At 63.1% G+C, this 11,685-nt stretch carries 14 protein-coding genes, 1 tRNA gene and 1 other RNA gene; 6 read left to right on the top strand and 10 right to left on the bottom strand.

Features of this window, described 5'->3' with window-relative positions; translation table 11 throughout:
* Window position 1: 1 nt before the first annotated feature.
* Entirely contained in the window at window positions 2-1,597 is a 1,596-nt protein-coding gene (gene otsA, locus D9V28_RS02710; RefSeq protein ID WP_121658150.1) for an alpha,alpha-trehalose-phosphate synthase (UDP-forming), read from the bottom strand.
* Window positions 1,598-1,713: 116 nt separating this feature from the next.
* Here otsA and D9V28_RS02705 point away from each other — a divergent pair, with 116 nt between their 5' ends.
* Both D9V28_RS02705 and D9V28_RS02700 read left to right on the top strand, forming a co-directional pair.
* Window positions 1,714-1,902 (top strand): hypothetical protein, encoded by a 189-nt coding sequence (locus D9V28_RS02705; RefSeq protein ID WP_121658149.1) that lies wholly within the window; start codon window positions 1,714-1,716, stop codon window positions 1,900-1,902.
* A gap of 117 nt (window positions 1,903-2,019) precedes the next feature.
* Complete coding sequence (locus D9V28_RS02700) at window positions 2,020-2,544, top strand: hypothetical protein (protein ID WP_121658148.1); 525 nt, start codon at window positions 2,020-2,022, stop codon at window positions 2,542-2,544.
* Here the strand turns inward: D9V28_RS02700 and D9V28_RS02695 are convergent.
* From D9V28_RS02695 to D9V28_RS02675, 5 genes are all read right to left on the bottom strand, one after another.
* A complete protein-coding gene (locus tag D9V28_RS02695; RefSeq protein WP_121658147.1) occupies window positions 2,541-3,938 on the bottom strand; it encodes a glucose-6-phosphate dehydrogenase in 1,398 nt (465 codons plus the stop codon). The two genes, D9V28_RS02700 and D9V28_RS02695, sit on opposite strands and share 4 nt — an antisense overlap.
* 58 nt (window positions 3,939-3,996) lie before the next feature.
* A complete protein-coding gene (locus tag D9V28_RS02690) occupies window positions 3,997-4,221 on the bottom strand; it encodes a PLDc N-terminal domain-containing protein (protein WP_121658869.1) in 225 nt (74 codons plus the stop codon).
* Between the two features lie 78 nt (window positions 4,222-4,299).
* Window positions 4,300-5,085 carry an alpha/beta fold hydrolase gene (locus D9V28_RS02685; protein ID WP_121658146.1) on the bottom strand — a complete coding sequence of 262 codons (786 nt, stop codon included), beginning with the start codon at window positions 5,083-5,085 and terminating at the stop codon, window positions 4,300-4,302.
* 85 nt (window positions 5,086-5,170) lie between these two features.
* On the bottom strand, window positions 5,171-6,037 hold the full coding sequence (locus D9V28_RS02680; protein WP_229727699.1) for an alpha/beta hydrolase: 867 nt from the start codon (window positions 6,035-6,037) through the stop codon (window positions 5,171-5,173).
* A gap of 176 nt (window positions 6,038-6,213) precedes the next feature.
* Window positions 6,214-6,289 (bottom strand) — tRNA-Lys (locus D9V28_RS02675).
* Between the two features lie 112 nt (window positions 6,290-6,401).
* Between D9V28_RS02675 and D9V28_RS02670 the strand changes: the two genes are divergently transcribed.
* Genes D9V28_RS02670 through D9V28_RS02660 form a run of 3 tightly spaced genes read left to right on the top strand, consistent with a single transcriptional unit; the run spans window position 6,402 to window position 8,760 of the window.
* Window positions 6,402-7,199 (top strand): inositol monophosphatase family protein, encoded by a 798-nt coding sequence (locus D9V28_RS02670; protein WP_121658868.1) that lies wholly within the window; start codon window positions 6,402-6,404, stop codon window positions 7,197-7,199.
* A 38-nt stretch (window positions 7,200-7,237) separates the two neighbouring features.
* Entirely contained in the window at window positions 7,238-8,023 is a 786-nt protein-coding gene (locus tag D9V28_RS02665) for a lysophospholipid acyltransferase family protein (protein WP_121658144.1), read from the top strand.
* Window positions 8,020-8,760, top strand: a complete 741-nt coding sequence (locus tag D9V28_RS02660; protein ID WP_229727698.1) for an alpha/beta hydrolase — start codon at window positions 8,020-8,022, stop codon at window positions 8,758-8,760. The genes D9V28_RS02665 and D9V28_RS02660 overlap by 4 nt, the downstream gene beginning before the upstream one ends.
* 36 nt (window positions 8,761-8,796) lie before the next feature.
* Here D9V28_RS02660 and D9V28_RS02655 read toward each other — a convergent pair whose 3' ends face one another.
* Both D9V28_RS02655 and ssrA read right to left on the bottom strand, forming a co-directional pair.
* Window positions 8,797-9,114 (bottom strand): hypothetical protein, encoded by a 318-nt coding sequence (locus tag D9V28_RS02655; RefSeq protein ID WP_121658143.1) that lies wholly within the window; start codon window positions 9,112-9,114, stop codon window positions 8,797-8,799.
* Window positions 9,115-9,205: 91 nt separating this feature from the next.
* Window positions 9,206-9,581: a transfer-messenger RNA gene (gene ssrA, locus D9V28_RS02650) on the bottom strand.
* Between the two features lie 178 nt (window positions 9,582-9,759).
* Here ssrA and D9V28_RS02645 point away from each other — a divergent pair.
* The gene (locus D9V28_RS02645; RefSeq protein WP_121658142.1) at window positions 9,760-10,437 is read left to right on the top strand and encodes an SIMPL domain-containing protein; all 678 of its coding nucleotides are present in this window, start codon (window positions 9,760-9,762) and stop codon (window positions 10,435-10,437) included.
* Here the strand turns inward: D9V28_RS02645 and D9V28_RS02640 are convergent.
* Together D9V28_RS02640 and smpB are read right to left on the bottom strand one after the other, a co-directional pair.
* Window positions 10,434-11,171 carry a tyrosine-protein phosphatase gene (locus tag D9V28_RS02640; RefSeq protein WP_121658141.1) on the bottom strand — a complete coding sequence of 246 codons (738 nt, stop codon included), beginning with the start codon at window positions 11,169-11,171 and terminating at the stop codon, window positions 10,434-10,436. The two genes, D9V28_RS02645 and D9V28_RS02640, sit on opposite strands and share 4 nt — an antisense overlap.
* Window positions 11,171-11,647 (bottom strand): SsrA-binding protein SmpB, encoded by a 477-nt coding sequence (gene smpB / locus D9V28_RS02635; protein ID WP_121658140.1) that lies wholly within the window; start codon window positions 11,645-11,647, stop codon window positions 11,171-11,173. The genes D9V28_RS02640 and smpB overlap by 1 nt, the downstream gene beginning before the upstream one ends.
* Between the last annotated feature and the right edge of the window lie 38 nt (window positions 11,648-11,685).

Here is an 11,685-nt window from a genome sequence, read left to right as displayed (position 1 = left end):
CTCATCGACGGTCGTCCGGGTGTTCGTGCGAGACCGGGTGGGCGGTCGTCGACTGCTTGAGTTCGTCAAGGAAGACGCGAGACCACTTGACGACGTCGTTTTCAAGAACGCGCTTGCGCAGTGCGCGCATTCGTCGACGCTTCTCCGCCGCTGGCATGTCGATGGCGCGAACGACTGCTTCCTTCACACCCTCGATGTCATGGGGGTTGATGAGAAGGGCCTGACGCAGGTCATCGGATGCTCCGGCGAATTCGCTGAGGACTAGGACTCCACCGAGATCGGCTCGAGTCGCTACGTATTCCTTAGCCACGAGGTTCATTCCGTCGCGAAGCGCTGTGACCAGCATCACATCAGCTGCAAGGTAGAGGGCGACCATCTCCTCACGCGGATAGCCCTGATGCAGGTAGTTAATCGCTGTGTGGCCGATGGAGCCGTAGTCACCGTTGATGCGGCCGACGGTCAGTTCGATCTCGTCGCGGAGTTGCATGTAGCTCGCCACACGTTCACGACTCGGGCTCGCCACCTGCACAAGCGTCACGTCCTGGACGTCGAGGCGGCCCTCTGCGAGGAGTTCACCGAAGGCCTTCAGCCGGTGACCGATGCCCTTGGTGTAGTCGAGCCGGTCGACACCGAGCATGATCGTCTTCGGGTTGCCGAGTTCCTCGCGGATTTCTCGAGCGCGGGCCTGAACTTCCGGCTTTTGAGCGAGCTCGACGTAACTGGTCACGTCGATCGAAATCGGGTACGCGCGAGCGATGACACGACGAACGGGCGCGCCGCGGACGTGCGACCTGTCCCCCGTTGTTGCGTCCGACGAGTCCCCGACCGGAACCCAGACCCGGGTTCCCTTCGTCTCGTAGCCAAACAGCCGACGAACGGCACGAGTGAAGTTGCCGGCGTCTGCGACGCGCTGGAAACCGATGACGTCGGCGCCGAGCAGGCCGGAAATAATCTGCTGCCGCCACGGCAGCTGAGAGAAGATGCCGTATGCGGGAAAAGGAATGTGGTTGAAGAAGCCGATGGTGAGGTCGGGGCGTGCCTCACGGAGCATGCCTGGCACCAGCTGCAGCTGGTAGTCGTGCACCCAGACGGTCGCACCCTTGTCTGCAATCCGGGCCGCCGCGTCTGCGAAGCGTCGGTTCACGGCCACGTAGCTGTCCCACCACTCCCGGTGGTAGCTCGGCTGGGCGATGACGTCGTGATAGAGCGGCCACAGGGTGTCGTTTGAGAAGCCCTCGTAGTACCGCTCAACCTCTTCCTCGTTGAGTGCGATGGGCACCATCTGAATGTTCTCGTGTTCGAACGGATCGAGGACGACGTCCGCAGCTCCTGGCCAGCCTACCCAGGCGCCATCTGTCGACTTCATGAGCGGCTCGAGTGCGGCGACGAGGCCACCGGGCGACATCCGCCAACGCTGGTTGCCCTCTTCATCTGTCACGCTGTCGACGGGGAGCCGGTTCGCGACAACGATGAAGTCGTAGGTTTCCGGTTCAACTTCGTTTTGCGATGCCACTCTGCTCCTTTGTCGCCACTGTTCTGTGGCTGAACAGGCTACCAGCCGGACCAATTCCGCCCCGGGCGGGAGCACATCCCTCATCGTTTGTGATACATGGCCTGTCCCGATTGCATCTATGGACGGAGCGCGACGTTGTCAAGCGTCCGACCGAGTGACCGAATAGTCGATACCGTTGTCGAAAACGGAGGGAATCCCACATGCGTAAGTACGTCTTGAACTTCAGTGTTCTCAGCGCGATCGCCGGAGCGTTTTCGCTCATTCAGACCTCGAAGACCGCTCCGCGTGACTGGCGTCTGGCCCTGCTCTGGGCCGGTTGGCTCGTCGCAGTGGCCAATGCCGTTGCGACCGTTAGCGAGAACAGTGACCAGAAGAAGTTGAAGTCTTAGTCGAGTAACTTCGATTTCCGCGCCATTTGAGGCGTGTCGGCGTGTCAAGCCCCGCATTTGGGGTGACGAGACCCACACTGGTCATATCACTCGCACCAGCCACAGGGAGCTCCGGACATGTTTGGTCGCCGCCGACACCGCGCACCGGTAAACGTTGCTCCTCCGACGCCAGTCGAGGTGCCGATTCCCGCCGTTCAGCTTTCGGAAGAGCAGCTGTTCGATGTTGTGCGAAAGCGCCTCGAGGATTTCATGGGCGCTCAGGGCGAGTGGTCGCTTGTTCGTCGTGCTGACGCAGACACCGACGAGTTTTTCCAGGACATGGCTGCGTTCTCGCTCGCTCGGGATGTGACGAGCTCAATCCTGGGCAAGACCGTTGTTGCGCCGGAAGCCAGCCCCGAGATTGACGTCAAGCTGTCCGGTTTTGCTGGATTCGGGGCATCCGTTCTCGATGCGGAGCCGTTCGAGGCCCCTGACTTTGACACCCTCGTCACACGACCGGTCGCCGAACAGATCACGTTTGAACTGAACGCCATCGCGGTGTGGGCTGATCCCAAACGCCACGACCCGGCTCACGTCAGCGCTGAGCTGGTCAACCCACCGGTACCGACAGACGAGTCACGACCGATCGCGCACGCCTCCTAAGCAAACCGGCGGTCGTCGACTCCGATCGGGTCCCAGCTTGCGGGGCCGGCGGATCCGGCAGCGTACTCGTTCATGGGCACGGCGCCGGACTTCCATGCGGCAAGGACGGGTTCAACGATTCGCCAGCACTGCTCCGCGGTGTCCCCGCGGACCGACAGCGACGGGTCGTTGTCGAGAATGCCCTCGAGAACCTCGCCGTAGGCGTTGAACTGACCCGGGCTGAACTCCGCCTCGAACACCACCCGATCCAGTTCGTGCGGGTCGCCTGGGCCGTTGACGTTCAGCGAAAGCGACATTTGGTCTGGGGCGAGGAACAGCCGGAGCACTGTGGGGTGGGCTCCCCCGCTGAAACCAGTTGGCACCCACTTTGCCGGCTTGAACGTCACGATAATCTCACGCCTGCGTTCGCCAAGAGCCTTGCCTGAGCGGAGGGTGAACGGCACTCCGGCCCAGCGCCAGTTGTCGACCTCCAGAGTGACCTCCGCAAGTGTCTCCGTGTCGCGGGCCGGGTCGACGCCGCCCTCGTCGACATAGGCCGGGTAGTCTCGGCCGTCGACGGCGCCAGCCGTGTACCGGGCTCGACGCGATGAGGCCGAGGGATCGTTCGCCCACGGTCGGGTCGCCCGCAGGACGAGGCCCTTTCCGTCGCGAAGGTCTGCAGCGTCAAGCGTCGACGGCGGCTCCATGGCAACGATAGCCATGACCTGCAACAAATGGCTCTGGATCATGTCGACGAGGGCGCCGGCCTTGTCGTAGTACCCGGCCCGTCCCTCAAGACCGAGTTGCTCGTCATAAACAATGTCGACCCGCTCAATGTGTTCAGAGTTCCAGAGGGGCTCGAAGATCCGGTTGCTGAACCGAAGACCAAGCACGTTGAAGACCGTCGACCGGCCGAGAAAGTGGTCCACGCGGTGGATCTGGTTCTCCGGCACCAGCTTCGCGAGCTGGGAGTTCAGTGCCGCCGCACTGTTCCCGTCGGTTCCGAACGGCTTCTCGAGGGCAAGGACCGTCGCGTCAGGAAGGTCGACCTGCCCGAGGGCCGCACAGGCTTTCATCGTGACCGCGGGCGGGAGTGCAAAGTAGAACGCCGGTGTCCCGCCGGTTTCCGAGAGAAGTTCGGTGAGCGCGGCCGGGTCTGTGACGTCCGCGGTTCGGAAGACTGTTTCGCCGAGCAGTGCGTCGACAGCTGAACCGGATGCCTGGACGGTCGCGAAGGAGGACGACACGGTCTCGCGCCAAGCGGCATCCGTCATCGTCTCCACTCCTACACCAATCAGCCGGACCTGACGGTCGGGCTGTGCTGTGAGGAGCTGGCCAAGGGCGGGGAGGAGCAATCGAGACGAGAGGTCACCGCCTCCGCCGAGAAGGAACAGGGTCGTCGTTGTCCGATTCATGCTCTGACCATAACGTCGGAGGCATGCGTTTGGGGAACGGTAGGCGGACGGCGCGAACTCAGGTAATCTGTCGGCGCCCTTTGACGAAGTAGGCGATGGGTCCGATCCAGTTCACAGCGATCAGCGCACCCCACAACTTCTTGGGACCGTTGACCTGCTCGGGCGGGCGTTTGGCAAGGTCGACCCACGCTGCGGCGGCCAGCGCGAGCTGCACGGCGCCGACGAGGACAACGACCACCTTTCTCCCCGGGCTGAACTCACTCCACTTCGGTTTCTTTGACATTGTGTGTCCTCCTGTTCGAACCATGCATCGAGCGCCGTTGAGATCTCGTGCACCCAGACTGCCGCTCCGGGCTCGCGGTCACAAGGCGTCGAGGAAGACAGCCACGTCGGATGCCACTCTCTGCGGCTGTTCCCAGAGAACGAGATGCCCACAGTTCGCGTACACCACGAGTCTGGATCCGGAGATGGCTGCCGAAAGCGCCTCGTGATCCCGGCGAGAAATGATCTCATCGGCACCGCCCCGAATGATCAGCGCGGGGCAGTCGATTCGACCGGCCTCCGTAGGCTGCCGCGCAGCGGTCAGCCCCGCGAGCGTCGCCTTCCAAACCCGCGCCGGCATTCGTAGTCCGTCACGCACACGATCGTCGAGATACCAGGCGGGCACCGGGACGGACAGCGGGAACCAGTCAAGTGATTTCCGCACCCAGGCCGGATCAACGGGGTCCGTGAGCATGTCCACCTCGGCGAACGGCGCTTGACCAGAGAGCGTCAGAGGCGAGCCAACCAGCACGAGAGCCGCTACCCGCTCTGGACGAGAGACGGCGACCTGTTGCGCAACGTAGCCGCCGCTCGAAGAACCAATCAGTATCGCTGAGTGGGCGCCGATGACATCCAGAAACGCCAACACGTCGGCGGCAGCGTCATCGAGCGTGTACCCGTCTTGCGGCTTGGTCGCCCCGCCATACCCGCGCTGGTCGAACGCGAAGACGTGGAACCGGTGTGGCAACACGAGCAAAAAACGATCAAACGCGGCAGCCGATTCGCCCCACCCGTGCAAAAGTATCAACGGGACTTCCCCGCGTTGCCCCTGTTCAAAATAGGGCACAGTGACGCCGGTGCTGAGGTGCGCCGCTGCCGTGTTCACACGTCGAGGCTATGCCTTCCCGTTGTTGGCCCGTCACCCCTCGGTGGGTCGCGTTTTCAGGTACGCCCGGGCTGTCGGGTAACACTCACTCGAGATCGAGGGTGGCGGCCAGCCAGCGCTGTGCGCGTTCGATGAGGTTCTGCGCAAGCTGGGTGTTCCCTGCCCAGTTTTCGAAGCCGTGGGCGCCGCCTACGACCGTCTCGAACTCGACAGCCACTCCTGCGGCGCGCAGTCGTTCGGCGTACGCGGCAATCTCGTCGTAAAAAAGCTCTATGTCTCCGGCACACAGCCAGGTCGGCGGGAGGTTCGAAAGATCTGAACGCCTCGACGGTACCGAATACGGCGGAACGGTGGCTGCTCCGGGTTCCTGATTCAGATACGACCTCCAGCCAAAGCGGTTGGCCTTATTGTTCCACACCGGGTGGTCGGTGGCATCGAGCTCTCTCCGAGCGGCAGTTCGGTCATCGAGCATCGGTGCGAACAGCCACTGTGCCGCGGGCTGAATGCCGCCGTCATCGTGCAGCTTGTGGACGAGAGACGCGGCGATGCTGCCACCGGCGCTTTCGCCAGCAACCACCACGCGCGCCGGGTCGATTCCCAGTGCGTCCGCGTTGTCGTGAATCCACCTCCAGGTGGTGAGCGCGTCATGGAGCGCTGCAGGGAAAGGCGATTCAGGAGCGAGGCGATACTCCACCGACACCACGGGAATCCCGAGGGCGGCCACCGTGCTGAGGCAGAGCCTGTCGTCCTGCTTCGGAGAACCGATCACCAGGCCACCACCATGGATCCAGAGCACCGCCGGGCGACCCGAGGATCTTCGCGGCTCGTAGATCCGAAGTCGCAGGCCCCCGAAACGCACCCACCGCACCGTGACGTCGGCCACCCGTGGCGAGCGGAGAAGGCGAGGCCCCAACCGCCCGATGGTCCGAATGAGCCGCTTACTGTGGTCCATTCGCGGCAATTTTTGGAGCGCCGCTCGCAGCTCGGGGTGGACCGACTCGCTGTTCACTGTGGACTGCTCTCCCTGGCGCTCGCGACGAGAAATCTTTTCCAGAGGCTAACCCATCCACAACAAACGGCCACGCCGCACGAAAAAGTCCCGATCATCGAGTGACGATCGGGACTTCGTGGTGCACCCCCCGGGACTTGAACCCGGAACCCACTGATTAAGAGTCAGTTGCTCTGCCGATTGAGCTAGAGGTGCGTTTTCCGCTCGAAACTTGCGTTTCGAACCGTGGAAAACAATAGCATGCGCCACGCCCACTGAGCGAATCGAGCGCGCCTCACCATTTTGGTCCGCCGGTATCGTGGTTCCCATGACGATTTCGCCGACATTCTCGCTCGCAGACGACCTTTCCCTTGCTCTCCGACTTGCGGATGCCGCGGACGCCATATCCCTGTCACGCTTCCGTTCCGCAAACCTCGAGATTTCGACGAAACCGGATGCCACGCACGTCACCGACGCTGACCTCGCCGTAGAACGTGCAATTAGGGAGGTCCTTGCCGCCGAGCGGCCGGACGATGGAATTCTCGGTGAGGAATATGGCACAGAGGGTCCGACAAACAGGCAGTGGATCATCGACCCGATCGATGGCACAGCGAACTTCCTGCGCGGGGTGCCGAACTGGGCAACCCTGATCAGCCTGGCGGTCGACGGCGTGCCCGTCGTCGGCGTAGCGAGCGCTCCCGCCTTTCGGAAACGCTGGTGGGCGGCCGATGGCGGTGGCGCCTGGCTCGCCGAGGACGGTGCTGAGCCACGCCGCCTGCACGTTTCCGGTGTGAAGAAGCTGGAGGACGCCTCCCTGAGCTTCCAGAGCATCACCCAGTGGGACGAAGCAGGTTACCTCGACCAGCTCGTCGACCTGAGCCGCACGGTCTGGCGCGACCGGGCATACGGCGACATGTGGTCATACGGTCTCCTCGCCGAGGGACTTCTCGATGTCGTCGGCGAGTTCGACGTCAAGGAGTATGACATCGCTCCGTTCGCCGTCCTGGTGAGGGAGGCCGGCGGCCGCTTCACGGCGATCAACGGGGACGACTCGATTGCCGGCAGGAGCTCACTTGCCACCAACGGCATACTGCACGAAGACGTCCTCCGCAAGCTCGGTCACTGAGCAGGCAACATCCCACCTCGGCCCCCTACTATTCCCTTATGACGAAGCGCCCCAGTGAACCGGTATACAGCACAGCAGTCGCAGTGGGACGCACGCTTTTCGGCGGGCTGGGGCTTAAGCGAATCGTGACCGGTGCCGAGAACATTCCGGCGACCGGCGGCGCCGTCCTCGCTATCACCCACTTCGGGTACATGGACTTCGCACTCACCGAGTGGATGGTCTGGGGCCGCAACCGCCGCCGGGTGCGCTTCCTCGCAAAGAAGGGTGCGTTCGACAAACCCGTCGTTGGCTGGCTTCTTCGCGGCATGCGACACATCTCGGTCGACATGAAAGCCGGGGCGGAGGCCTTCTCGCAAGCCACCGTCGCACTCAAGGCCGGTGAGATGCTCGGCGTCTTCCCCGAAGCTGGCGTGAACACCTCCTTCACCGTTCGCGAGTTGAAGACCGGCACGATCCGAATGGCGGCCGAGGCCGGCGTGCCTGTCATTCCCATCGCTGTATGGGGCGGCCACCGGCTGCTCACCAAAGGCCGCAAGCCGTCGCTCCGTGAGGCGTTCCGCACGCCAATCAGCTACGCGATCGGCGAGGCTTTCACCGTCGCCCCAGACGTTGACGCCCGCGAACGCACCCTTGAACTCCGCGCAACGATGCAGGCCCTGCTCGACACCGCACAGGCGACCTATCCTCACGACGGAAAGGGAGCCTGGTGGCAACCGGCTCACCTGGGCGGAACCGCTCCCACTCCGGAAGAAGCCGCAGCGGCCGAAGCCGAACGTCAGCGTCGCAAAGCCCGCGAAGCCGAAGCCAAAGCCAAAGCCAAGTGACCGCAGGCGCCCGCGTGAGGGCTGTCGCTCTGTGGGCTGCCGCAGCTGTCGCACTCGTCGTTCTCGCCGCACTCGTCTGGGCCAACACAGTGATGGCTGGCGACCGCACGGCCGCACTCAAGGCCTGGACGAACGATGCCATCACGATCACAGACACTGACCACAGCGTGATCCTCTCCCCCACATCTGGCGCGAGCGAACAGGGCCTGGTGTTCGTGCCCGGCGCGAAGGTCGACCCGTACGCCTACCTCTACAAGCTGTCCGGGATCGCCGAGCAGGGCACCACCGTGGTCATCACCAAGCCGATCCTCAACCTGGCCATCGCCGATCCCCGCCCGCTCGACACCTTCACAGCCGACGTGCCTGGCGTCGATCGCTGGCTCGTCGGCGGGCACTCGCTCGGCGGAGTGAAGGCGTGTACGTACGCCACGGACGCCAGCGTCGACGGACTCGTCCTCTTCGGCAGCTACTGCGCGACTGACCTCTCACGCAGTGGGCTCCCTGCGCTGAGTTTCGTTGCTGAGAACGACGGCCTCAGTTCACCGAAAAAGATAGCGGATGCCAGTGGCAACCTTCCCGGCACCAGCACGGCTGTCGAAATTGCAGGCGCGAACCACGCCAACTTCGGAAACTACGGGACGCAACCGGGCGACGGCGAGTCCACCGCGGACGATGACGAGGTGCAGCGGCTCCTCACCGACGAATTCACCGCCTGGGCGGACGGACTCGACCGCTAACGCCCGACCGTTTCTCCCGGGCCGCGGGGTGCCTGCTCACCGGGCCAATGGCATCCGCTTCTTCGATTCGTTCGAGACCCGTGCCAGGCGTCCTGGGCCGACGAAAAACAGCGGCGGCCGGTAGAGCAGTGGTGTGTGATCCCCCGGCGAGATCGTTACGCTCGCGCGACCGAACTTCCACAGCCGGTTGAAGAGGAAAACCGTCACCTCGGTTGGGTCGGTTGGCGACACCTGCCAGGTCCCCGTGCCCCACTGGGCGGGTTGCCCGCGGCCGTTGAAGATCACCGTCGGTTTCGGAAACCAGCCGACCGTCGGTTTGCGAAGAATGAGTTCGAGCCGTCCGGGATCCGCCATGCTGCCAGCTAACCAGAAAGAGTCGGGCAACAGAAAAGGACCACCCCGGAGGGTGATCCTTTTCTGTTCAAGCGCGTGACAGCGACTCTGGAAGTGGAGATGCGGGGAATTGAACCCCGGTCCACTGCTGTGGTCGTGTGCCTTCTACGGGTGTATCCAGTGAAGACGTTCTACTCGGCTCCGGAATTTGCCACTGGCACCTACTCCGACAAGCCCAGCCTCAGTTTGAGTCCCTCTACGCCCTAAGACACAACGTAGAAGCAATCTCTCTAAATGGCGCCAGGATCCGGGTAGAGAGCATTCCCGGTCTGACGGACTTCTTTAGTGCGCTCGCTTAGGCAGCGAGGGCGAAGTCAGTGCGCTTTGAATTGGCACTTATTGTTTTCCAGAGATCGTTAACGAGATAACCCTGGATCCTCGACCCGCTTCTCACAGTTGCGCAGGCAGTGTCGAAACCGATCATCCCCATGCGAATCGTGTGCGTCGTCCCGCATGCGGGAGACGCCTCGAAGTGAATCACTATCACGCGCTGTGGAGTTGCCAAACCGGGAAACCCGGCGATTGCCGCATCGTGCTGATGCAGCTTTTCAGTATACATCCTGAATTGTCTCCCGGGAAATGTTGCGGCCCTTGTAGTCTCGCAGGATGAGCGAAGAAGCGCAGAGAAGTAGCGGTGTGACCATCATCTCGGTTCGCGGCGAGGCGTTCGTGGAGGTGGCACCCGAGCGGGCAACGGTGAGCATCGTGATCGCCGTCGATGGGCCGGAGAAATCTGCTGTGCAACAGAGGGCGTCCGATGCGAGGAACCAATGCATCTCGACCATCCGACCGATGTCGGACGCGAAGGCAGGGCCTGTCACCGAGTGGACGGCGAGCCAGCTCCAGGTGTGGAGTGAGCGGCCATGGAACGCGGATGGCGCACAGCTGCCACCGGTCTTTCATTCGCGCTCCACTCTCGACGTGACGTTCTCCGATCTGGACGCGGTCGGCGCCTGGACTGACACCGCGGCGGCAATGGACGGCGTGACCATCGCGGGGATCGACTGGAAGATCACCGATCTCACTCGACAGGAACTCGAGGGTCGGTGCTCACGCGACGCTGTCGCGAATGCTGCGGCGAAGGCATCCGTCTACGCCTCAGCGCTTGGCCTTGGCGACGTGAGGCCGATCGAGATCTCAGAACCCGCTGCGTCTCAGCCGGAGTATGGAGCAGTGAGCCGGATGGTCATGGCCTCGGCCGGCGATCCTACCGAATTTGCGCCGAAACACATACGCATCGCCGTGCAGGTGAACGCGCGATTCGAGGCGCGCTCTGCCGACTAGGCCTTCTCGACCAGCGCGTCCTGAAGCCTGTCGAGCTCGTGAAGGGTGAGTCCTGAGGCGAGCAGGTATCGATGGACAGAGCCGTGCTCGGCTTCGAGCTCATCGAGCACCGCGTCGAGCACCTCCCCCGGGCTGCCGCCCATCAGGACGCGCAGCTCTGGGGTCTCGGTTCCACCGTGCTGCACGATGATCGAGATCATGTTGTCGAGCCACTCACCGCTAAGGTTCTCCTCCGAGCGGGCGTAGTCCTCGACCACAAGCTGACGGTCGACGCCGACGGCCAGTAACGCGAGAGCAACAACGACGCCGGTGCGGTCCTTCCCGGCGGTGCAGTGCACGAGAACCGGAGCCTCTTCCATGGCAAGCAGTTCGCGGAGTGCGCGAGCAACCACCTCGGAGTGCTGGGTGACGATGCGGCGGTACAACGTCGACAGGCTCACAGCCGTCTCACCCTGCGACGCACCGGAACCCTCGAACAAGGGCAGGTGAACGCGTCGAACCTCGAGACCGTCGAGGTCGTCGGGCATGACACCTACCTCGAAATCGTCGCGCAGGTCGATGACGGTGCCGACGCCGAGCTCACGCACGTGTTGCTTGCCGTCCTCACCGAGGCGGTAGAGACCGTCTGAGCGAAGCAACCGACCATAACGCACCCGGCCGTCGAGAGCCGGATAGCCGCCGACATCGCGGAAGTTGTACGTTCCGCTCACGGACAGCTTCGGCGCGATGGTCACTACTCTCCCAAGTGGTTCTTGGCCGCGATGGCGCGCGCTGCTTCACGCGTGGCTTCGCGCTCACGCAGCGTTTGCCGCTTGTCGTATTCCTTTTTACCTTTGGCGATGGCGATCTCGACCTTGGCCTTGCCGTCACTGAAGTACAGCTTGAGCGGGATGATCGTGTAACCGCCAGGTGCGACCTTGTGACTGATCTTCAGGATCTGCGCCTTGTGCAGCAGCAGTTTGCGCTTGCGGCGGGGCGGGTGGTTGTTCCAGGTGCCGCCGGTGTACTCAGGGATGTGCACGGCGTCGAGCCACGCTTCACCGCCCTCGATAAAGGCGTATCCGTCGACGAGCGACGCACGACCGGCACGAAGCGACTTCACCTCGGTACCGGTGAGCACCATTCCGGCTTCGAAGGTGTCTTCAATGAGGTAGTCGTGGCGCGCCTTGCGATTGGTGGCCACAACGTTTTGACCACGTTCCCTGGGCACGAGCTACTCCGTTGTCTTAATTGAAGCGGATGCTATCC

The organism is Mycetocola zhadangensis (assembly GCF_003668565.1).
Lineage (GTDB): Bacteria > Actinomycetota > Actinomycetes > Actinomycetales > Microbacteriaceae > Mycetocola_A > Mycetocola_A zhadangensis.
The sequence above is the reverse complement of the archived record's forward strand: the minus strand, read 5'-3'. Positions and strand labels throughout refer to the sequence as shown.